Origin of the sequence: Methanobrevibacter sp., from assembly GCF_015062935.1 — an archaeon.
Classification (GTDB): Archaea; Methanobacteriota; Methanobacteria; order Methanobacteriales; family Methanobacteriaceae; genus Methanocatella.
Map to the genome: position 1 here is coordinate 140,634 of NZ_SUTM01000003.1, position 23,534 is coordinate 164,167.

At 35.8% G+C, this 23,534-nt stretch carries 22 protein-coding genes; 13 read left to right on the forward strand and 9 right to left on the reverse strand.

What is annotated here, in order from left to right; genetic code table 11:
• The first annotated feature begins 105 nt into the window (after window positions 1-105).
• The 5 genes from E7Z81_RS02350 to E7Z81_RS02370 all read left to right on the forward strand — a co-directional run bounded on the left by E7Z81_RS02350 (window position 106) and on the right by E7Z81_RS02370 (window position 3,936).
• On the forward strand, window positions 106-708 hold the full coding sequence (locus E7Z81_RS02350) for an Ig-like domain repeat protein (protein WP_292743663.1): 603 nt from the start codon (window positions 106-108) through the stop codon (window positions 706-708).
• Between the two features lie 178 nt (window positions 709-886).
• On the forward strand, window positions 887-1,504 hold the full coding sequence (locus E7Z81_RS02355) for an Ig-like domain repeat protein (protein ID WP_292743666.1): 618 nt from the start codon (window positions 887-889) through the stop codon (window positions 1,502-1,504).
• Window positions 1,505-1,629: 125 nt separating this feature from the next.
• Window positions 1,630-3,000 (forward strand): MATE family efflux transporter, encoded by a 1,371-nt coding sequence (locus tag E7Z81_RS02360; RefSeq protein WP_292743669.1) that lies wholly within the window; start codon window positions 1,630-1,632, stop codon window positions 2,998-3,000.
• Complete coding sequence (locus E7Z81_RS02365) at window positions 2,990-3,406, forward strand: MarR family transcriptional regulator (RefSeq protein WP_292743672.1); 417 nt, start codon at window positions 2,990-2,992, stop codon at window positions 3,404-3,406. Before E7Z81_RS02360 ends, E7Z81_RS02365 begins: the two co-directional genes overlap by 11 nt.
• Window positions 3,403-3,936 carry a nitroreductase gene (locus E7Z81_RS02370; RefSeq protein WP_292743675.1) on the forward strand — a complete coding sequence of 178 codons (534 nt, stop codon included), beginning with the start codon at window positions 3,403-3,405 and terminating at the stop codon, window positions 3,934-3,936. Before E7Z81_RS02365 ends, E7Z81_RS02370 begins: the two co-directional genes overlap by 4 nt.
• 221 nt (window positions 3,937-4,157) lie before the next feature.
• On the opposite strand, the gene argS is transcribed toward E7Z81_RS02370, so the two are convergent.
• Genes argS through E7Z81_RS02390 form a run of 4 tightly spaced genes read right to left on the reverse strand, consistent with a single transcriptional unit; the run spans window position 4,158 to window position 8,218 of the window.
• Window positions 4,158-5,858, reverse strand: coding sequence for an arginine--tRNA ligase (gene argS, locus E7Z81_RS02375; RefSeq protein WP_292743678.1), 1,701 nt, complete (start codon window positions 5,856-5,858; stop codon window positions 4,158-4,160).
• A 16-nt stretch (window positions 5,859-5,874) separates the two neighbouring features.
• Entirely contained in the window at window positions 5,875-6,300 is a 426-nt protein-coding gene (locus E7Z81_RS02380) for a signal peptidase I (protein WP_292743744.1), read from the reverse strand.
• A gap of 4 nt (window positions 6,301-6,304) precedes the next feature.
• On the reverse strand, window positions 6,305-7,579 hold the full coding sequence (gene hemL / locus E7Z81_RS02385; RefSeq protein WP_292743681.1) for a glutamate-1-semialdehyde 2,1-aminomutase: 1,275 nt from the start codon (window positions 7,577-7,579) through the stop codon (window positions 6,305-6,307).
• 9 nt (window positions 7,580-7,588) lie between these two features.
• Entirely contained in the window at window positions 7,589-8,218 is a 630-nt protein-coding gene (locus E7Z81_RS02390) for a cobalt-precorrin-8 methylmutase (protein ID WP_292743685.1), read from the reverse strand.
• 228 nt (window positions 8,219-8,446) lie between these two features.
• Here E7Z81_RS02390 and E7Z81_RS02395 point away from each other — a divergent pair, with 228 nt between their 5' ends.
• From E7Z81_RS02395 to E7Z81_RS02430, 8 genes are all read left to right on the forward strand, one after another.
• Window positions 8,447-9,442: a tyrosine-type recombinase/integrase gene (locus tag E7Z81_RS02395; protein WP_292743688.1), complete on the forward strand. Its 996-nt coding sequence runs from the start codon at window positions 8,447-8,449 to the stop codon at window positions 9,440-9,442.
• A 745-nt stretch (window positions 9,443-10,187) separates the two neighbouring features.
• Window positions 10,188-10,346: a hypothetical protein gene (locus E7Z81_RS02400; RefSeq protein WP_292743691.1), complete on the forward strand. Its 159-nt coding sequence runs from the start codon at window positions 10,188-10,190 to the stop codon at window positions 10,344-10,346.
• A gap of 158 nt (window positions 10,347-10,504) precedes the next feature.
• Window positions 10,505-10,828: a hypothetical protein gene (locus E7Z81_RS02405; protein ID WP_292743695.1), complete on the forward strand. Its 324-nt coding sequence runs from the start codon at window positions 10,505-10,507 to the stop codon at window positions 10,826-10,828.
• Window positions 10,821-10,955, forward strand: coding sequence for a hypothetical protein (locus E7Z81_RS02410; RefSeq protein ID WP_292743698.1), 135 nt, complete (start codon window positions 10,821-10,823; stop codon window positions 10,953-10,955). Before E7Z81_RS02405 ends, E7Z81_RS02410 begins: the two co-directional genes overlap by 8 nt.
• A 14-nt stretch (window positions 10,956-10,969) precedes the next feature.
• A complete protein-coding gene (locus E7Z81_RS02415; RefSeq protein ID WP_292743701.1) occupies window positions 10,970-11,521 on the forward strand; it encodes a hypothetical protein in 552 nt (183 codons plus the stop codon).
• Window positions 11,522-11,544: 23 nt separating this feature from the next.
• On the forward strand, window positions 11,545-12,045 hold the full coding sequence (locus tag E7Z81_RS02420) for a hypothetical protein (RefSeq protein ID WP_292743704.1): 501 nt from the start codon (window positions 11,545-11,547) through the stop codon (window positions 12,043-12,045).
• A 12-nt stretch (window positions 12,046-12,057) separates the two neighbouring features.
• Entirely contained in the window at window positions 12,058-14,034 is a 1,977-nt protein-coding gene (locus E7Z81_RS02425) for a minichromosome maintenance protein MCM (RefSeq protein WP_292743707.1), read from the forward strand.
• 110 nt (window positions 14,035-14,144) lie between these two features.
• The gene (locus tag E7Z81_RS02430) at window positions 14,145-14,609 is read left to right on the forward strand and encodes a type II toxin-antitoxin system CcdA family antitoxin (protein ID WP_292743710.1); all 465 of its coding nucleotides are present in this window, start codon (window positions 14,145-14,147) and stop codon (window positions 14,607-14,609) included.
• 164 nt (window positions 14,610-14,773) lie between these two features.
• Here the strand turns inward: E7Z81_RS02430 and E7Z81_RS02435 are convergent, their stop codons facing one another.
• From E7Z81_RS02435 to E7Z81_RS02455, 5 genes are all read right to left on the reverse strand, one after another.
• A complete protein-coding gene (locus tag E7Z81_RS02435) occupies window positions 14,774-18,301 on the reverse strand; it encodes an Ig-like domain repeat protein (protein ID WP_292743712.1) in 3,528 nt (1,175 codons plus the stop codon).
• A 46-nt stretch (window positions 18,302-18,347) separates the two neighbouring features.
• Complete coding sequence (locus E7Z81_RS02440) at window positions 18,348-20,825, reverse strand: MBG domain-containing protein (RefSeq protein WP_292743715.1); 2,478 nt, start codon at window positions 20,823-20,825, stop codon at window positions 18,348-18,350.
• Window positions 20,826-21,013: 188 nt separating this feature from the next.
• Window positions 21,014-22,423, reverse strand: coding sequence for a phage terminase large subunit (locus tag E7Z81_RS02445; protein ID WP_292743718.1), 1,410 nt, complete (start codon window positions 22,421-22,423; stop codon window positions 21,014-21,016).
• Entirely contained in the window at window positions 22,413-23,225 is an 813-nt protein-coding gene (locus tag E7Z81_RS02450) for a hypothetical protein (RefSeq protein WP_292743721.1), read from the reverse strand. Before E7Z81_RS02450 ends, E7Z81_RS02445 begins: the two co-directional genes overlap by 11 nt.
• Before the next feature lie 9 nt (window positions 23,226-23,234).
• Window positions 23,235-23,378 carry a hypothetical protein gene (locus E7Z81_RS02455; protein WP_292743724.1) on the reverse strand — a complete coding sequence of 48 codons (144 nt, stop codon included), beginning with the start codon at window positions 23,376-23,378 and terminating at the stop codon, window positions 23,235-23,237.
• Window positions 23,379-23,534 lie beyond the last annotated feature (156 nt).

A 23,534-nucleotide genomic window follows, 5' to 3' on the forward strand; every position in this document is an offset into this window, starting at 1 on the left:
ATATCTTTAAAAATATTTATAATTGTCTTAATCCAAAAAGGATTTTAACATTATTTAACAAAACCTATATATTAATAAAAACAGACTACAATCATTGGTGATTTTATGAATAGAAACATTTTAATAGTCCTTATAATTATTGTTTTAGTAATTCTTGGAGGACTTGTCGTATTTTCTCAAAATACTGCAAAATCAGATACTCAAATTACTTTTTCAGGCAATACCAGTTTAGATAATGGAGATTCAATAAATTTTACTCTTAAAGATGCACAGGGAAATCCACTCGCAAATCAAAACGTGAGCATATTATTTGAAGGCAACGGAAACGTTGAAAAATACTCCATCATTACAGACAGCCAGGGAAAAGGAAGTTTGGTTTTAAATAATGAAGGTTCAGGTAACTATACAATATCCGTCAGTTTTGCAGGAGATGACAAATACAACAGCTGTTCTGCAACTCAAAAGATAACTGTCGGCGAGCAAAACACTGCCAATAACGATTACAGCAGTTCTGATAGTGCCAGCCAATCTACAAGTGACAGCTCATATTCGTCATCATCATCTTCCTCAAATGTGAATTATGACAGTGAATTGAATGTGAATTATGATTCCAACGGAAGAGTTGTTGGCGGGCAAAGTGACGGTGCAAGCTATGAAGAGCTCAAAAACAACCAACCGCAAGTAGATGAAGAAGGCAATCTGGTATAATATTTATGATTAATCAAATGATTAATCTACTTTTTCTTTTTTATTTTAAATAAATTACAATGTAATTTAAAAATATGAAATTTTTTTAAATAATTTATCAAAATATGTTCTTTTAATTATAAAAAAATTGATAAAGTATATAAATTACAAATTTAGAAAAGAAAATAGGAGGGAAATTATGAACAAAAATATTATAATTGCAATTTTAGTTGTCATCATCATAGCTGCAGTCGCTGCTTTTGTATTTACCCAACCAGCTACAACCGATGGTAAACTAAACACCCAAATCAATTTTTTAAGTGCAGATACCTTAAAAAATGGAGACCAAATTCAATTTGAACTTAAAGACGCACAGGGAAATGCAGTTACAGGTCAAATCGTTAACATTACTTACAATAACGAAAAATATTCTGTAGTTACTGATAATTCAGGTAAAGCATTCCTAACAATTGCCGGTGAAGAACCGGGTAAATATGATGTGACCGTTGATTACAACGGAACCGCTAAATATAACGGATGTACTGCAAAAACAACAGTTACAGTTGAAGAAGGTACTTCCACCGCTGCAGCAAATTCAACTGCTAATTCCACAGCAAGTACTGCTGCATACAATAATGCTACCTCAACCGGATCAGGACAACAACAAGCAACATCATCACAATCCTATTATGATGCTGATTTAAATGTCTACTACGATTCAAACGGTAAAATTATTGGCGGACAAAATGATGGTGCTAGCATCTATGAGGTTAGAAACAATCAACCACAAATTGATGAAAACGGTAATTTAGAATAGATTAATCAGATTACTGATTAATCACCTTTTTTTCTTTTTTAAAATTTCAATTTCATGCAAAATCTTTATATATTAACACTTGCATATACAAGAGTATAATTGCATATGCAAGAGAGAGGTAAAATATGGAGAAAAATGAAAATGTTGAAATGATTACAGGAGACCCTAAAAAGGCAATAAACAAATTATCCGTTCCTATTATAGCCAGTATGTTTTTGATTTTTGCAAATAACATCATTGACAGTATTTGGGTAGCTGGACTGGGACCCGAACCGCTGGCGGCACTGGGATATATCACACCACTATTCATGATACTGGTAGGATTTGGAAACGGACTTGGAGCAGGGGGTAACTCCCTGATTTCAAGATACATTGGAGCGGAGGATAAGGCCTCAGCAAACAACGCAGCAATACACAACCTGATTTTAAGCGTTATCGTATCAATATTTATTTCAATAGTATTCATCGCATTTATGAAACCGCTGCTCATAATGATGGGTGCATCATCAGTATTGAGCTATGCAATGGAGTACGGGTTCATCATATTCGCATGGACATTCGGACTTCTAATGCCGCCAATTGTAGGGGGAGCATTCAGAGCAGAAGGAGACATCAAAAGAGCAACAATACCAATAGCGCTGGCCGCAATAATCAATATGATTTTAGATCCGATATTCATATACACATTCAATATGGGGATTGCAGGAGCAGCATGGGCAACCGCTCTTGGACCTTTCATAAGCCTGCTTTTAATGTTCTACTGGATTTTTGTCAAAAAGGACACATACCTGTCATATAACTTTAAAGACTTCCATAACGACCTCAAGATGTATAAGGACATTTTAGTTGTAGGTATTCCTGCAAGCCTGGAACAGTTGGTATTATCTGTATTGACAATATTTGTAAACTATATGCTTACAATCGTGTCAGGACCTACAGCAGTGGCGGTCTATACTGCAGGATGGAGAATAGTCAATATCGGAATGCTTCCGGCAATAGGAGTTGGAACTGCAGCAATATCCGTTGCAGGAGTTGCATTCGGAGCCAGAAAATATGAAAACCTAAGAGTTGTTGCAAGATATGCTGTAAAAGTGGCATTGATAGCTTCAATTATAGTCTGTATAATTCTAAATGTATTTTCAAACCAGATTGCATTCATCTTCTCATATTCAGAAAGCAGCGCTGAGCTGGCACCGCTGATAGCAAGTTTCCTGCAGATAATGTGCCTGTTCATATTATACGTGCCCTTCGGTGCAAGTGCAGGTAACGTTTTCCAGGGTGTTGGAAAAGGAACAATATCATTTATCCTTACAACATTCAGGGAATTCATATTGGTATTGATATTTGCATATCTTTTAGGATTTACATTCCATATGGGAGAATTCGGTATTTACTGCGGAATGCTTCTAGGAGGAGGAATAGGATCTCTCATCTGTTATGCCTGCATTGAGCTTTACATTAACAAACTGATTAGAGGTAATCAAAATGCCGTTTGATAGCGATATTCCCACAGCACCTCTGGTTTCACTGTTACACAGAAAACAGACCACATGCATTAACAATGAACTGAAGGATGTTAACCTGAGCTCAGGACTGTATCCATTATTAATCAAAAGCTATAAGAATGAAGGAATCAGCCAGGAAGAACTGGCTGAGGCTCTGCATGTCAATGAAAGTACAGTTACTAGAAATCTGGAAAAACTAGAAAAGAAAGAACTGATAACAAGAACTCCTGAAAAAAGGAAAAAAATCATTAGTGTAACCAATAAAGGCGCTGATATAGCTCAGAATATAATGGACATTGATGAGAAGTGGGACAGCAATATCAAAAAATCATTAACAGATGAAGAGTTTGAAAATTTCAGGAATATACTGATAAAAATATGTGAGGACTTAAAATGAAGCAAACAATTGAAGACTTGAAAACAAGAAGAAGTATCAGAAAATTCAAAGACGAACAAATCTCAGATGAAGAATTGAAAACAATATTGGAAGCAGGAACCTATGCACCAACAGGAAGAGGTCTTCAATCCCCAAAAATTGTCGTAGTTCAAAACCCGGAAACAATTAAGGAATTTTCAGCCTGGAACAGAAGCTATTTTCCTATGGAAATGCCTGAAGACATGGACCCTTTTTACGGAGCCCCTACACTGCTGATTGTTTTGGCAGACAGTGAATTGCCAACATGGAAGGAAGACGGTTCCAGTGTACTGGCTGTACTTGTTAATGCAGCACATGCAATTGGAATCGGGTCATGCTGGATTCACAGGGCATATGATGAATTTTCAAGCGAAAAAGGAAAGGAATTATTGAAGGAATGGGGAATTCCAGAAACATTTGAAGGAGTGGGACATGTTGTCTTAGGCTATCCTGATATGGAGGCCCCAGAACCTTTACCTAGAAAAGAGGATTATATCCACTATGTGGATTAAATCTTCACTTTTTTTAAATACAATAACGAATAATAATTTTAACAATAGTTGAATTACACCCAATAATAATCAACCGAACTCTACATTAACATCACACATTTGCAAAAACAATCATGATTTAATATGGGGATATATATGCAAAGGTAAAATCAAAAGTAAATTACCGGATTTTAAATGTTAATGTTAAAAAAAAAGAAATTAAAAGATGAGTTAAAACCCATCTACATTTTTTCAGGTGCTGAAACACCTAAAATATCTAAAGCGTTTTTAATGGTTATTTTTGCTCTGTCAACCAAAATAAGTCTTGTATCTTCGACGTCAGATCCAATGACCTGTTCTGATTTGTAGAATTTGTTGAATGAACCTGCTAAATCTTGACAGTACTGTGTGATATTGTGAACCCTTTTCTTGTTGGCACAGTCTTCAACAACCTGTGGGAATTTAGCGATTTGTCTGATTAAATCCTGTTCCGCATCATTTGGAACCCAGTCATCAGAAACTTCTAAAGAGCTAATATCTTTTCCGGATTTAGCAATGAGCTTGCATGCTCTTGCATGAGCATATTGAATTGATGCACAACCTCTCTCAAAGCTTAAAGCCTCATCCCATTTGAATGTCAAGTGTTTTTCAGGAGACAGTTTAGCAATGAAGAATCTTACAGCACCTACACCAATTTCCTCAGCCATTGGAGCAATCTCTTCTTCAGACAATTCAGGGTTTCTTGATTTGATTTCATCATGAGCCCTTGAGACTGCCTCATCAATAAGTTCATCAACAGATACGAATTTTCCTTTTCTTGTTGACATTGAACCTTCAGGAAGTGTAATGAATTCATAGAATATTACTTCAGGAGCTTCCTGTCTGAATATTTCTTCAAAGATTACCTTGATTTGTTTTGCAGCCAGCTTATGGTCTGAACCTAAAATATCAAGTACAGTATCACCTAAAGTAGCTTTATATTTGTGATAAGCCAAATCACGGGTGGAATAAAGTGAAGTACCGTTTGACCTTCTTAAAACAAACTCTTTTTCAATGTTAAAGTCAGTCAAGTCAATGTAAAGTACATCATTTTCCCTTGTAAATCCTTCTTTTTTGATGTAATTAACAAGGTCATCGACTTCGCCGTTTCTTACGAATTGGCCTTCCCATACAAAGTCATCATGTACAATGTTCATTCTTAAAAGAGATTCTTTCATTCCGCTGATACATTTGGATACAACATCTTCAAAGACTTTGTTGAGCTCTTCATCGGAGCCTTCTTCGTATTTTTGGATTAATTCATCAACTTTAGCATTTAAAGCTTCATCCTCTTCCACAGCCTTGTTTGCATCGAAGTATAATTTTCCGATTTTGTGGTCTATTTTATCTCCTTCATAATCTTCTATTTTCAGGCCGCATTCGGTTATTCCGCATACAATAATGGCAATTTGTCTTCCCATATCATTTACATAGTATTGGGTTGTGACATCTCTTCCACCTAATTTTAAGAGTCTTGCAAGTGAATCTCCAAAAATGGAGTTTCTGATGTGTCCGATGTGCAATGGGCCGTTCGGATTAGCTGAAGTGTGTTCCAATACAATTTTTTCATCGTATGCAGGAAGCTGGCCGTAGTTTTCATCGACCTTTTCCAATAGCATTTTAGAGAATTTGGAATAGTCTATAAAGAAATTAACATACGGTCCGAAGTTTTGAACTTTTGTGAAAATTTCAGGCACTTCTATTTTTTCAACTAAATCTTTTGCAACTTCCGGAGGAGAAGTTCTTAATTTTTTTGTAAGGGCAAATGCAATTGTACTTGCAAGGTCCCCTAATTCAGGATTTGGAGGAAATTCCAATTTAAAATTCCTGTCTATTTCTTCATCATACTGATCTAAAGCTTTATTAATAGCTTCTATAGCTTGTCTTTCAATTTCAAAATACATTAACTCACCTTAATAATCATAAACCTCTTAACCAGAGGGAAAGATATCCAATTTTTGGAATAACAACCAAATTATCACCTAAGGTAACTACCTTTTCTTTAATTTGGTCTGCTTTAACGTAATACGGATCAGGAGAACCATTGTTATCCCCTTTTATTACATACATCGTAGTTCCGTTAATATCTGTAATATTTATAATTCTGTGAATGACCGGCTGGTCATACCATGCTGCATCATAAACAACGACATCGCCTACCTGAACTGTTTTAGGGTCAAATTCATGTATGCCGAGGAAATCCGCTTTTTCAACAAGAACAATATCTCCTCTATAGAATGCAGGTTCCATACTGCCTGATACAACTACATTCAGATGTTGTGCAGCTATCAAAACTATTACCAGAATAATAATATATGATGCAACTTCCTTTAAGTCTATATCCATTGTATTACCTTCTTCGTTTTTTAAATGCCATTTCCAATGCAATTTCTATTGCATCAGAAGTTTTCTGTAAATCTTCCATACTATGAGCATTTGAAATAAAGTTACATTCAAATTGAGATGGCGGAATAAATACGCCTTCTTTCAATAATGCCTTGAAGTATCTTAAGAATTGTCTTCTGTCTGATTTTTGAGCATCTGCATAGTTATACACAGGTGCAGGATTGAAATAAATCTGAAACATTGATGCAAGTCCGACAGGCTGGATGTTATACTCTTCATCCTCAATTATGGATTGGATGTTGCCTCTCAGGTAATTTCCTTTTCTTTCCAATTCCTTGTAGAATGCATCATCGAGCTGTGCCATTGTGGAAATACCTGCCTGTACAGATACAGGGTTTCCGGAAAATGTACCTGCCTGATAAACAGGTCCCTGCGGTGCAATCAATTCCATGATTTCCTTTTTACCGCAGAATGCACCCATTGGAAGTCCTCCACCGACAATCTTACCTAATGTGGTTAAATCCGGAGTGACACCATAATACTCCTGAGCCCCACCACGTGATGCTCTAAAACCGGTTATGACTTCATCAAATATCAATACAATACCGTTTTCTTCAGTAATTTTTCTTATAAACTCTAAAAATCCAGGTTTAGGTTCAATACAACCTACATTACCCATGACCACTTCCATAATAATACAGGCAATGTTTTCACCTTCTTTTTCGATTAATTCTGTTAGAGCTTCTTCATCATTGAACGGGACGGATAAGGTATTTTTAGTTGTGTCTTCAGGAATACCTGGAGAGTCCGGCAAAGTTGCAGCACCTGAACCGCCTTTAACCAGTACATAATCATGTGCACCATGATAGGCACCTTCAAATTTGATAATTTTATCTCTTCCTGTGAAACCTCTTGCAAGCCTTATTGCACTCATGGTAGCTTCAGTTCCACTGTTACAGAACCTTACCATTTCAGCTGATGGTATTCTATCAATGACCTCTTTTGCAAGGGTAATTTCATTTTCAGTTGGAGTACCATAAGCTGTTCCGATAGTAAGCTGATTTGAAACTTCCCTAACAACTTTAGGATTAGCATGGCCTAAAATTAAAGGACCATATGCCAAACAATGGTCAATATAGGTTTTTCCATCCTCATCAGTTAGTTTGGAACCTCCTGCACTTTTAACGAAAAACGGATAAGGTTTAAAAGCACGTACAGGAGAGTTTACTCCACCAGGAAAATAATTTTTAGATTCATTAAACAATTCTTCAGACTTCATTTTATCACACTATAAATGTTGAATTAACGAGTTTACACAAGCCACGGCAATAGGTGTTCCGCCTTTAGGTCCTTCGACAATAATATTTGGAATATTGGAATTTTTTAAAGCTTCTTTTGAATCAGCAGCTCCAACAAAACCAACAGGAACTCCAACAATAGCTTTAAGATTCATTTCACCTTTTTCATATAAATCCATAGCTTCAAAAACAGCAGTTGGAGCATTACCTGAAACAACTATTCCTTCAAAACCGTTCTGTGCAGCATATCTCATGGCCGCAGCGGCTCTGGTAATCTGATGCTCTTTGGCTATTTTAACAACTTCTTCGTTTTTGATATAACATTCAACTTCTCCCTCATACCTTGTAATACCATATTTAACCATGTTAATGTCAGTTAAAATGGTTTCCTTGTTTTTAAGGGATGCCATAGCTGCATCTACAAAATCAGGACTCATACAGACCAATTTTGCATATTCAGGATCTGCAGTTGAATGAACAATCCTTTCAACGATGTCTCTTTCAATAGGTTTTAAGTCTTTGACATCATCCCCAATAAGGCCACGGATAATTTCTCTACTTTTATTTGCAATATCCAGACCCTGCTTGGTTGATGCACCCATGAACATTTTGTCTGTCATAAGATAATTTTTAAATTATATATATGTTAAATATTTGGTTTAATATCACAAACTTATTACTTATCATATGCTCTCTCAAAAAATTAAATATAAATTTTGTAAAGAGTGATAAATATGAATAACGAGCAACTATTGGAAGAAATACATATTGTAAAGAACCATTCAGATTGCACAAAATTAGTTTATAAACAAGCGGTTGGGAAATATACTGCTTTTTGTGAAAAATCTATGGAAGAACTGCTAGAAGAAGCAGAAGATGAAGAAGATAAAGGTGTTAGATGGAAAAAAAGAACATTGAAAAGAAGATTATTATCTTTTAGACAATATTTAATTGACAACTATTCTTTAAACACCGCAAAATCACTTTTTCAACCTATTTTAGTAATTTATAAATATTTTGAAATAGAAGTATTTGAATTACCTAAAATTAATAGAAAAAGTGTAAAAGTAGCAAAACCTATTGAATTTAAAGATTTGCCTGATAAAAAAATTATTAGAAATGCTTTAAAAATTGCAACTCCAATAATGAGGGCGATAATATTATTTATGGTATCAAGTGGTTGTGCTAGAAGAGAAACATTGAACTTGACAATTGGAGATTATATCGACGCATTATCAGAGTATACTACTAAAGATGATATTTATGATATTCTTTCAGAAATCGATAGCTCAAAGGACATCATTCCAACTTTTAATGTATTAAGACAAAAAACAAACAAGTATTATACTACTTATTGCAGTCCAGAAGCTGTTCAAGCAATTAATATTTATTTATTAAGCAGAGAAGACAGATTGACCAATGATTCTCCTCTTTTTAAAATTGAACAAATCTATTTTAATACATCTTTTAAAAAAATCAATGATGAACTAGGATTAGGGAATAGAGGAATCTATGCAAGATTTAGAAGTCATATGCTCCGTAAATTCCACGCCAGTGCATTATACAATGATGGAATGAGTCTTGATAAAGTCAATGATTTACAAGGCAAAGCCAAAAACAAAACTGATGCTGCATACTTCATGACAAATCCTGAAGATCTGAAATATGAATACATCAAACATTTACATGCAGTTACAATAAATAAAGAAGTAGAAAAGTTATCTATCAAATCTCCGGAGTTCATAACTATGGAACGAGAGAATGAAAAATATAAACAAACCATTGATAAACTTACAAATGATATTGCAAGCATCATGAGCCGTTTAGACGAGGAAGCTAAATAATCAGGTTTAAATTAAAAGTGAAATTTTTACATTTCACTATTTTTTTCTTATTTTTTCAACACCACATTTTCAGTAATTATTGAAATATTCTAATTTTGATTTTATACAATGGATACTTTTTCATACAATTTTGTGTTTCACTGTTTACAGAAAATCGCAAAAATACATGCCTTATGGACACAATTTTTTTCAAAAAAACTGAACAGTTTAACAATAAAAAAAGAAATGGTAATGTTTATATACAAAAACTAATAAACTATGATTAGCCATTACTAAGTAAAAGCAATTTTACGAAGTGAGAACAATTTTCCACACTCGTACAACTTTTTTTTAGAAAAGGCTGAAACTTAAAACAAGGAGGTAAAACATCAAAAAAAGCAATGAAAAAAATAAATCATAAAAAAAGGATTATAAAAAAATATTGATTGAATAACGAGCTATTAATATTTTTTAACATAATCCTAATGGGCCAGTAAGAAAAATAAAAATAATCGACAGAGTCTGCAAACTATGTTAAAAATTAATACTTTTCAAAACTTAACCCAATATCTAGTTTATTTTAAAGAATATATAAAACTTGTCACATTATATACCAAGAAACTTATTATACACTAATATTTCGGTAAAGAGTGAAAAATTAATTTTACCAAACTATTTTTATTTTCAAACGATTCCTGGACCCAGTGTTTTTAGATTGTTGAACATGACTTAAGCCCCTAAGGGCACTACTGGAGAATCAAAAACAATGTGTGAAATAATAAAACCCCGGCCAAATGAAATAATAATTTCAAATAATTTCAGAGCACTTGAAGAAGCTATCGATGAGATTCAGGAAAGTGAAAACTTCAGAAATGAAAAGGAATTCTTTGATTCATACGCAATCAAGATAATGAAACTGGACTGATAGCTTAAACCGTTGAACTAAATTTAAAAACATTAAAGGAGTCTGCAAACTATGTTAGAACAAGAAGTAAATGGAGTAACCCACGTCCTAGTACCGAAAGACGTGTGGGATGACATAATGAACGTATTTGGAGAAATCCAAAACAGTGGAGAATAGAAATGAATAGCTATTCACCATATCCTAAGATCAACCAGGAACCAACCGTCAACCAGTTCGAAGACAACTATCACGGAATACTAACCCATAAGGGTGAGATTAAAGTTGCTAAAGCTGATGTGGAGCAAGTTATCCTTCACATTGACGATAACGGAACCGTACTGGTGATGGGAAGAGAAAAGGCATATGTAACCCAAATTCATGCAAAGCTATTGTCACTAATGCACTATGCATGCAAAGGAGATATTGGATTTGTGAAATTCAGAAGAGGTGAAGCTTTCATTGTAGGATTCAGGAAAAACAAAGGAGCTGACAAAAATGTCTAAGCCTGCCAGACTGTATCCTAAAGAAGAACCTATGAATCCAAATCCAAGATTAATCCTTATGGGAAGCATAGTGTTTGCTATAATTATCGGATGGATTGGAATTGCAACAACAACCGTAGGAATATAAAAAGGTGATATAAAATGGTAAAAGCCGAATTAATTGAAAGTCCGGAAGAAACCGGAATTGTTAATGTCGATAATGTCCCTAACGTTGATGTAGCTATCGAACAATGGGATGCTTATCAAAAACTCTGTAAAGGATTACTGAATGAAACAGATTATCAGGAAATAATCGTTAAGGAAAAAGATGCTGACGGAAACTACGTTAAAGTGAAAAGACACTTCAAGAAAAAATCAGCATGGCAGAAACTCTCACGTGCATTCAATGTTGATACACATATTGTTGATCGTGAAATTGAGAGAACAAAAATGGGAAGAGTACGTGAAGCCTACTACTGCGTTAGAGCAACACTGCCTAACGGCCGCAGCGTAGAATCAGATGCATTATGCTCCAGGTCTGAAAAAGGAAAGGATAAAGTTTCAGACCACACTATAATGTCCACTGCTAAAACACGTGCTACCAATCGTGCAATAGCTGAACTTATTGGGGCTGGAGAAGTTAGTGCTGAAGAAATGTCAGCAGAAAAAATTGTTAACCAATCAAAATTTCTAAAAGAGGATAATTCCTCTTAAATAATTTTTTAGGAGATATTTAAATGAGTTTTAATTCCAAACAAACAATATTCACAGGTACCGAACTTGATTATGAAGAAATTGTAGATATTCCAGAAGGATATGAAAAAGCAGAGCTAAAAGACTTTGAAGATGGCAAACTCCTAAGAGGCAGACCAGAAATGTCTTCAGTAACTTCCTACACCTTCGATGATGATGGTGAAGAAAAAACCATTAACAGATTCAAGTTATACCTCTTCCAAGATGAAGACCAACTATACATTGAAATCAATGTCAACCTCAAAAACGACGGAGACCTCCACAAAAACATCAGAAAAGGAAGTGTGCTCTTTGATTTCATCACTTCAATTCTTGAACTCGAAAATGCAGGAAGTGTTGGTAAATCCAATATCATCAGAAACGTTAACTTAAAAGAATATCGTGAATTCGTTAACAATTTGGGAGAAATGACAATTCAGGTTAAAGAGAAAACCGGAAGCTATACCTATTACAGCTTCATTGTACGTGATGTTCAAGTAAGATAATGGAGTAGGCCAATGGCAAGTGGTAAAGCACTGTTAAAGAAATTCATTAAAGATAATCTTAAAGAAGAGATTGATAAACTCAAATCTCAAAACAGACAGTGTAAAGTCAGTATTGATTATGAAGACCTCAATCAGTTTCTAATTGAACAATCTGGAAAGGATTTCTGGAAACATCAGATTTATGAATACATTGATCAGATGGAGGAGATTTTCAATACTGGCAATGTTGCCTTAAAATTCATGAATGTACCTGAAAGGGATAACCTCCATGATCTGGATGCCACATGCAATAACAAATGGATAAGCACAAAAGCAATGATTAAAAATATGACAGACGTTAGAGTTGACTTGAAACAGGCCAGTTATGTCTGCAGGGAATGCGGAGCGCAGAACATTGTAAATATTGCTGACCCCAATCAGGGCGAAACTATACCTGCATACTGTAGAAATCCAGATTGTGCGGGAACCAGCAAATCAATGTTTCTTGACAAGGACACCAGCATCTACAGAAACTATAAGCTGTTGAAACTTGAGGAACCTTTGGAATTAAGGAGTGGTGGAAGTTCAAGGGAATTCAAAGCTATTGTATTGGATTATCTTGCCTCACCATTCACCAATCTGAAAGTTGGTGATGTTGTCAATGTTTGCGGAACATTCAAGATAGAACCACGACGAGTAAAGGGAAGAAGTGACGGATATGAATTCATCATCCATGTTCACAACATTACTCAAGTGGATGATGTCTTTGAGGATTCAAGAATATCCGAAGATGATGTTAATGAAATAATTAATCTATCTGAGCAGGACGACATTTTTGAATTATTATGCAATAGCTTAGCTCCTGAAGTTTACGGCTATGAAAATGTGAAGAAAGGTTTGATACTTCAATTATTTGAAGGCAACAGGCCAGTAAACGACAGCTTCAAATCCAGCATGATGGACAGATGGACAATACATGTGCTGCTTATAGGAGACCCAGGTATAGGTAAGTCACAACTGATACAATCGATGAAAAAGCGTGCACCTAAAAACATTACAATATCCGGAACAAACACATCACAGGCTGGACTGACAGTATCTACAGTTAAGGATGAACTTACAGGAACATGGACAATGGAAGCAGGTGCAACAGTACTTGCAGACACCGGAGTATTATGTATCGATGAATATGACAAGCTTTCACAATCAGCACAGAAGAGCTTGAACGAACCTATGGAACAGTCAAGTGTTTCATCAGCAAAGGCTGGGCTCGTTCAGGTAATGTCAGCTAGAACTTCAATACTTGCAGGTGCAAATCCAAAGTACAGCAAGTTCGATCCATACAAATCACATCGGGAGCAATTGGATATTCCGGAATCTAATTTATCCAGATTCGATTTGATATTTGTCTTAAAAGATGATGTTGATGAGGAAAAAGATTCAAAGCTAGCAGATGCATTACTTAACAAGGATTATATTGTAGATGAATCTGAAATCATGGATATTGAACTCTTTAAAAAATACATCACATGGATTAAGGCCAACTGCTTTCCAGTCTTAAGCAGTGAGGCAAAAACATTGCTTAGGGAGTTTTATGTCGATACAAGAAAAACAGCATTGCAAACCAGTGACGGCAAACCAATCACTCCACGTGATTTAAAGGCATTGGAGAGATTGACAATAGCTAGAGCAAAATGTGAATACAGACAAGAAGCAACAATAACAGATGCAATTGAAGCTATTGATATTTACAAGGAAGCATTAAGTGGATTGGGATTAACATTAGCAACCGCAGGTGAGCTACATGGAATTCATTCTGAAAATGAATTAAATGCTATATCTGAAATGGAGAATATGATTAGAAGCAATATAGCTATTGAAGGAGTGCCATTATCTGCCGAATCAATAAGGCATCTTGAAATGGAATGTGGAGTATTATGTCATGAGAAAGGCATTAATCGTGAGGGCATATTTGACATTGCATATTCAAATGTGAAAAACTCTCTATAGGGAAGTTTTTGAAATCGTGTGTATATGTGTATGATACACAAGTGTGTATGATTTTCAAAAACCCCCGACACCTTTTTGAGAATTGAGTATTATGAATTGAGGACGAAAGTATGACAAAACAAAGAATAAATATTTCAATAGATAGTGAGCTATTAAAAAAAGCAAAAAAACACATACCTAATCTATCTGCATTCATTGAAGAATGTTTAAAACATTACCTCGGTTATGCAGAAGGAACAATACCTGTAGGAAACATCAATGAAATTACAGATAAGATCGGTAAATTGAATGTAGAATTGTTTTTAATAAATCAAAACTACAATGCAGAAGAAAGTATGAAACACGTTGAAAATGAAGAAAAGAATAAAGCATGGAGATTCTTATGGAATGATTTCAGACCAAGATTAATTCCTGATGAAACCTTATTGAAAAAAGCAGTTGAACAATTAGGAAAAAATGAAGAAGAATTAGAAGATATTCTTGACTGGGTCTACATGACAGACATTAAGGTAGATACCAATTCCTGGCAGGATGTCTTAGAAAAATATGAGAAATACAGAGAAGATGAATTCTGAAATTGAATTGGGTTATGTGTGATGCTATCATCCACATTAACTCTTTTGTTTTTTGATAGCTATTTTTTCATGGGGTTCAGTAAATGTTACTTGGGCAAGTAGAATAAACAGTGATATTGTTGCTTAAATAAAAAAAGAAAAAAGAGCAGATGTAAAAAATACATCTACTTGACAGTTATTTTAACTTTTACAGACTTTGCGTTATAGTATTTGCTTCCCGCATATTTTACAGTTGCAGTGTATTTGCCCTTTTTGGTCAGTTTGGTGATTTTGAAGGTTGCAACTCCTTTGCTGTTGGTTTTAGCAGTGTAGGTTTTCTTGTTGACTTTTATTGTAACTTTTGTGTTTTTCATGACCTTATTTTGATTGGTTTTTAAAGTTACTGTGTATTTTTTGGTTTTAACACTGCTTTTGAATGTTTTTGCCTTTGCAGTCAGTTTTGGTGTTGCCTTTTTGACTGTAACTTTTGCGGTTGCAGATGATGCGTTGTAGTTGTCATCTCCGGCAAATGCTATTTTTGCAGTGTAGGTCTTTGGAGCATATCCATTAGTTGTTATTTTGGCCTGACCGTTTTTATCTGTAGTTGCAGATTTGGCGCCGTTAATGTTGATTGATATTTTTGCACCTTCAATAGGATTTCCATTTGCATCTTTTAAGGTTACAACAAGATATTTTCCACCATTGTAAACTGTAGTTACAGAAGAAGCTAAAACAGTAGAAGCTGCCTTTTCGACAGATACATTAACAACTGCAGATGAGTTTGCATAGTTGGAACTGCCGTTGAAGCTGATAACAGCTGAATATACGTTTGAAGGCAGGCCTTTAGTGGAAATGTTAATCTGGCCGTTTTCATCGGAAGTTACATTGTGAATTCCATTTAAATCAACAGACATCGGCATATCAGCAACAGGATTGCCTTTTACATCTTTTATGGTAGCTACAAGGTAGCTGTCTGCATTGTATACGGTTATGACCGGATCCGCTGCAATGTCTGTTGGCATTTTAGCAATTTCAAGTGCTACTGTAACCGCTTTGTTAAAGACATATGCATGATGTTCGATAGCCATTTTTGCTGTGTAGTTACCTGCATCAAGTCCCACAGTCCAGTTTTCGTTAGTCAAAACATCATAAGTACCGATGAGAGTATCGTTTTTATATACTCTGACAGTAATGATAACGTCATTTACTGCAATTCCGTCAGCATTTGTTGCATTGAAGAACAGTGCATCACCAAAGCCGTATGTAGAGCTGAAATTTGGAACTGTCAAATAAAGCTTAGGAACTGAAGTTGAATACCAGTTGTTACCTTCTGTAGTTGCTTTGTTTCCGTAGAAAATACAATCTCTTGCAGAACCAGAATAAATCGCTCCACCATAATCTGCAGAACAGTTTGTGAAATTAGAATCCCTCATGATTCCATCACGACCATACCAGTAAATTGCACCTCCGCTTTCTTTAGAAGAACAGTTAATTAAATTGGAATAAGAAAGAACTCCCAGTTCACCGGACCAATATATAGCACCTGCACTTCCATTGACAGATAAACAATTTGTGAAATTGGAATTATTCACTACAATCCTGTTTTTATAACAGCTTAAAGCACCGGCTAAATTAAGAGAGAGACAATTGTCGAAAGTACAATTAATGACGCTGGAAGGATTATGGATGGCTCCGCTTTCTGTAGCATAACAGTCATTAAAGCTGCTATTAATAACCTCTTTAGCCTCGTAAATAGCTCCACCGTTTTTATTAGTAGAACAATTGTAGAAACTGGAATTGATTACATTGTCTGCTGATTTAATAGCCCCACCATATTCAATGGCTGAACAATTGTAAAAACTGCAGTTGATTACATCATAAGGGGAATCGATAGCACCGCTGTGTCTTCCGTTTGCAGTGTTATTGATGAAAATACAATCAATCACATCACGGACAGATGCAATAGCCCCCCCATCATTACTGGCGGAATTGTTGATGAATATACATCCAATCACATTACCCTTAGAATCAGCGGTCTTATAAGCGCCACCATTGTATGCGGAATTGTTTATGAAATTGGAGTTGTAAACATGAACTCCATTACCATATGCAGACCCATAAACTAGATTTGCCTGATCATATAATGCACCACCGTCTCCATTAGCAGAGCAGTTAAAGAAAGTGCAGTCGTAGACAGCACCTACACTGAGCAGCCAATGTACAGCACCTCCAGTTTCCTTAGCAGAGCAGTTTATGAAAGTACAATTTGAATTTGTCCCAGTATTCCAGAAAATAGCACCTCCATTTTTAGCGGAACAGTTTAAGAAATAAGAATCAGACAGTATGCCTTTATCTCCCGGCCAGAAGACAGCACCCCCTCCATTATCAGCGTAACAGCTTATGAAAGTAGAATTAGAAAGAGTTCCCATATCACCAGGCCAACGAACAGCACCTGCTTCTCCAGCATAACATCTTATGAAATTAGAGTTATTTACAGTACCGTTAGCACCTTCCCAGTTAATAGCACCACCAGCAGCGGAAGTACAGTTTATGAAATTAGAATTTGTTACAATACCTTTTGCACCATTCCACCAAATGGCTGCACCTCTTGCACCCGCACCAGATTTACCATCATGAGATTTGGAAAAATTACAATCAGTTACATTACCGTTTTCACCATTCCAGAAAATAGTACCATAATAATCTTCAGAACAGTTATCAAAGTTACAGTTGTTTACTGTACCGTTAACACCTTCCCAATAGATTGCACCTGCTCTTCCGGAATAAGTATCTTTGAATTTACAGTTGGACACTTTTCCACGGGCTCCACGCCAGTCAATAGGACCATTACCATCCCCGCCACGGCATTTCTCAAAAGTACAGTCAGTTACTATACCATCTGCACCCATCATTTTGATGGCCGCTCCGCCTCCTTGGCCGGAAGAGCAGTTTATGAACTTACATCCTGACACTATTCCACCATCACTTTCCCAGTAGATTGCACCGGCAGGACCATTTGCACTTGTGTCTTCAAACTTGCAGTAAGTTACTTCGGCACCAGTACTGTTCATGTAGATGGCACCTCCAGTGTTTGCACTGCATCCATCAAACTTGCAGCTGGTTATTGTCATGCCATCACCGTTTACGTAAACCGCACCACCTGTCCTTGCATTGGAGTTTATGAATGTACAGTTATCTAAAGTACCACCTTTAGCTATCCACAGGATGGAACCGCCTTCATCATCGGATTTACCGTTTACAAATACTATGTCTTTCAGCACCACATTTGAACTGTGGATGTTAAAAATCCTTGCTAGATTATAGGCTTCGAACTTGTGTCCGTTACCGTGTATTGTTACATTATAACCGATATCAATACCGTATTTATCTACAAGAGTCCTATTTACTCCCATTTCGTCTACGTAATATTCAGGTCCAATATAAATATAATCGTGATTGAGATAAATCTCACTTTCAGGATACCATATAAATTGACGGGCCAGGGTACCGAATGAGAATGTGCCGTTTCCATCAGCACTTATTACATCCTCATCATCAGCACCCAGAACATCATCATTTATTTCATCATCGATTTCTACAGCATCACTTATTTCTTCAATATCTGCTGTAGCGTTTTCATCTGCACTTACGGCAGAAATTGTTAAAATAGCCAGTAACAGAAGTGTCACCAGCATCAGCTTTTTATATTTCATTTAAATAACCTCATTTAAAAAAATAATATAAAGGGAATTTAATCCCTTATTTGATTACAATTTTAAAAGTAACAGTCTTGTAGGCGGATGCCTTGTAGTTGGCATTTCCTGCCGCTTTGATTTTAACTTTAACTTTATATGTTCCTTTCTTAAGGCCTTTTGCAACAGTTACCTTACCGGTTTTTTTGTTGATGGTAATTTTCTTGTTGCCGCTTGCTTTGGCATATGTTAATGTACCTTGTCCTTTTTTAGTGAAAGTAACCACTTTGGAAACAGCTAATGTTTGAGCTTTCTTTTTAACAGCTGAAAATTTCACCTTAACTGTTTTTGCTTTGACAGCTAAAGGATTTGCGGCCTTGTTAATCTTAAATGTTGCTTTGGTAGTTCCGTTGTATGCTCCGATTCCAGTAACTGTAACTGTGTATGTTCCAACGTTTTTAGGTGAAGCGGTGGACCAGTCAAGAGTATAGTCAACGCCTTCTTTTAAAACAGCACCATTTGTTAAGGTGACTGTTGGCTTTTGGACTTTGCCGTTGTAGGTGAAATCTGTTTTGGACAGTGCCACATTTACAGTTGAAATGTCAGTCTGTTTTGGAGTGCTTTCATTGGTCACGGTTATTGTGAATGAATTTGAGTAGAAAAGATCGCTTTCATCCAAACCGTCAAATGATACTCCAATTACATGTTTTCCTATTGTGAGATTTGAAAATGTGTATTGGACAGTACCATTTTTTAGAGAATAATATTTGATTGGAGTAGCATCACGGATAAAGTCAATTCCACCTGCTTTAGGGCCTGTTACTGTTAGGGTGACTGAGTCGCCTACGCCGATTAAACTGGCGGATATGCTTGATGTGAACTGGTTGGAGTTTTCAGTGGCCTTGATTCCAATCATTCCTGCATCGCTTATGCCGTCTATGGTATAATTCATATAGAATACATTGGCTCCCGCAGTTTTTAAAGCCGGCAATGGAACAACGGTTGAAGCACCACTGATGGAATATGTTCCAATCAGAGTGCCTGGGGAGTATGTTTTGTTTGACTCGTTATGAACTGTATTGTACAATTTTGCGCTACCTTTTGATTTGGATGTGGCTTTGAATACAATGCATGATGATTCGCCTACAGCCAATTCATAAGGAGCTATGAAATATGGTTCAAAGATAAATTGGGTGTCTGATGATTCAGTAATATTATTGTAAGTTAATTTTACAGTGTGGTTTCCAAGGTAATCTCCAATGTCAAATCCTTTCAAATCAGTGTCATAAATGAGGAGGAAATCCTTTGTTCCGGTAAGTTCTTTGTTATAAAACTCTTTGCCGTCAATGGAAAGTGTTACTTTACCGCTTACATTATTCTTGTCACTGATATAAGCAAGATATACCAGATAAGAACTGAAATCAACTTTATTTGGTAAATCTATATATAAATCTGAACCGCCTGATGAGGATTCTATATCATAATCCAAATCAAACTCAATAATTTCAAATACTTTTCCTTCTGTAGTGTTGAATTCAAATGAAAGATCATATACTCCTTTTTTGTAATAAAAACTTAAATTTGAATCATATATGGAAATTTCTCCTCCTGCAGAAACGTACTTATTATATTCCAGACTTCCGTCAACATAAACCATCAGGTTTCCATCATACGGACAGTCGTCAATCCAGAAGATTGCAGTGTCAGTTATAGTGGTATGATCACTATAAGCTTTTTTGCCGTAGAATGGGTCAACCTCGTCAACATCATAATTCAAGTTAAACTCACTAATTGTGAATGCTTTTCCATAGGTGGTGTTGAATTTGACTAGAATGTTATATTCTCCTTTTACACCATAAAAACTTAAATCTGAATCCAGTATGGTAACATTTTCACCAGCAGAAACAGATTTGGAATAGTCCTTATTGCCGTTTACAAAAACGACTATGCTTCCGTCGGTAGGACAGCCTTCAACTTCAAGAATTTCATCATCAACCTGGTAGGTAGAGATTGCATGGCTTATTTTTCCGTTGAAATCCCTTTGAGAAACAGTTCCGGTCACATCAATTGTTCCTGAGGCCAGATATATTTCATTATAATCTTTTGTGACAAAAGTAACATTGATAAAGTATGATCCGGCTGAAGAGATATGCAAATCATCCAAAGTAAGCTGAGGTTCATCGAAGTATTCAGGGTCAAAACCTAATAGATAACTGGTATAATTGGTATGTACTCTAATTTCACCGTCAGCGTCACTTGGCACGTTAAAAGTGACTGCAGGGCATTCATCAGCCAAATCCATTGATTCATTAATCTTTACATTAAAATCGCTTGCATCGTATGACAACGCATCATCTGCACCGTCACCTGCAATATTTTTCTCGGAAGGATTTAAAGCCAAATCCTCCTGAGCATCTTCAACTGCCAGTGTGTCATCTTGAGATGCATCTGCAATATCAGAAATGTCCTCAGATGCACTGACAGCACCTATTGTCAAGATAGCCAGTAACAGAAGTGTCACCAGCATCAGCTTTTTAAATCTCATTTAAATTACCTCAAATTAAAATTATCAGTTTTTAATCAAAAGATATATATATATATATATCGCCGGTTGTATTTAAATTAAAGGCTTTTCAGGCCAGTATGGAGAAAAATATAAGTTAAAAATATATTACATGTAAAATGAAGAATATAATATGCATTAACAGGCCACATTAACATTTCACAAATTAATCATGTGGAATACCACTTATCTACATCAACTCTTTTAACTTGATTATCACTAGCTATTTTTTCATAACCTCCAGTGAATGCTACAACACAGTCATCATGAATGGCTTCATTAGGATAAGCGGTAATTTTTTCAAGAAATTCCATCGCCCATTTTTTCGTGAACCCGGTCGAATCCTTTCCAACTAAGTAAATTCCCTTCTTTTGAATATCTGCTGAAACCCTTCTTGCACGGTCAACTTTATTCTCTCTTGAGTTACCTGTGCCTGTAGCAAAGCCTCTTCGGTTCAACTCATCTATGATTAATAATCCGAAGTTTTTACCTGTGCTTCCGTCGAGTTCAATGTATTGGGCATCTGACTTGTCACGTGCTGCAGTGTTTATGATTTCATTGATCAGGTTTCTTGACTCAAGCTGAAATTCATATGAGTCCAGAATGTAGATGTTGCCGTTTAGATCTTTAGCCAACATGACTCCAGCAGTATAATCCGGATCACTGCCTTTCAATCTGTCATCATTTAATACTTCAGTTGCAGCTAGATCCCAATATCGGATGACTTTAACGATTGGTATTTTCATGTATTCATCATGGGAAATCAGGTGGAAGTCTGATTCATCGAATAGCTGGCCTTTAACTGATGCATACCAGTTACCGTTCATTAACTGCTCACGTGTTACTCTATCCAAGCCCATAAGATATTCTTCATAATCTTTTCTATCCAAATAAACATTATCTAAATAGCTGGATGAAATAAATCTTATCTGACTTTTATCTTGAATATCCTCATCTATCTTTTCAATAAATCTTTCCCTTACCCATTTGTTCCCACGCTTACCAGGGTTTGACGATGCCATCAGTTGTGTTGGAAGTTTATTATTTTTAGTCTTCCTTACTCTAGACCTCATGTAAATGTATTTGAATCTTTCAAGCTGTGTCAGCTCATCAATGCCAATGAACTGGTATTCAGAACCCTGATAGGTATCGAGGTCATTGATGTTTCTCAAGTATCCAAAGGTTAATGAATTTCCATTGGGAAATGTCCATGAATGTTCAGTTCCATCCCACTTTGGTTTAATAGCTGAATTATTTTGAATTTCCTTTCTGTTAAGCCATTGACTAGCTTTGTGAATTAAAGCTCCTTTACGTTTCAGGTCAGATAATGTACGTCTCAAGATGAGAGCGTGGTATTCATTGGCATCATCCTGCACATAAAACAAAGCTCTCATTAACAGACTGGTGGATTTGGAACCACCTGCTGCACCACCAATCAACACTTCCTTTTCTGTAGCTAGTATCATTTCAGCCTGCTTTGGAAAAGGAGAGAAGGGAATATATGGATTCTCATATACGCACTTCTGAAGAATAGCTTTATCTTTAGCACTGAGATAGAATTCATCTTTTTCATTGTACATTGTTATCGTCTATTTGTTTTGCAAGGATTTCTATTTCATTCATGATGTCCTTTTGTGAGATTTCAATTTTCTTATCTTCTAACTCTAACACACGGTTTTTGAATAGTCTGTCCATTTCATCTTTGAATAATCTGTTTTTAGCTTCAAACGCTTTAACGGACAATTCCAGATATCTTATTTTTAATTCGGTAATGTCAATTAAATATCTGGCTAGACTTTTTTCATTGGCATTGTATCTTACTTCCTGGTCAAGTTTTTCAAAGTCGATTTCAAGGCCAACTGCATTTTTAGTAATCTTATCTAAGTTTTCAAGACCTGTTTTAATGTCTGTGACTTGTTGTTGAAGAATTGAATCAATAGCTAAATCTATATTGTCCTCGTAAACATTATTGTCTGTGATTTGCTTTTGAGTGATAGCCCTGTCTGTTAATGCCTCTTTTTGTCTGGCTCTCGGGTCTTTATCATTATCTGTTAGATGATATTTCTTTTTGAATCTGGAGAATGTTGCTCTGCTTACTTCGAATTTGTGTTCCTCTTCAAGCCATCTTCTGACGCTTTCATCTGTTGCTCCTTGAGTCTTCATTACCTGAATTTCATCCAGCAATGTTTCCAGGAAATCTCCTTTGGTTATTTTTAATCCTGCCTTGAATTCCTTGAATGTTGTAAGTGAAACTTCACGACCATATTTTGTATTTAACAGCTCTATGATTTCTTTGTTGCTCATTGCCTTCTTGCAGCAGTTTATTATTTCCTGTTCATGCTGCTCTAGAAAATAATGTATGTCTGAATTTACTCTACTCATAACATCCCCCTACAGATTTCTTAATTCCCTTTCAAGCTCTTCTTTTCTAGCTTCAATTAATCTGTACTCTGTCTGTTTCATGACTTTTTGATAATTGGGATTGTTATGTATTAGTGTTATTGTATCTTCAGCATCACCGATAGCTATTAGCATAGCTCCAAGCTCATAAGCATCCTTGTGGGTAAAACTAGATTCTTCTACTATTTTTTTGAGTGTTATTTCAACTCTTGCGCTGATGTTGTCGGATAAGAGTGAGGAATTACTTCCCCAAACTCTCCTAAGAACCGTACGTGAGACTTACACCTCATA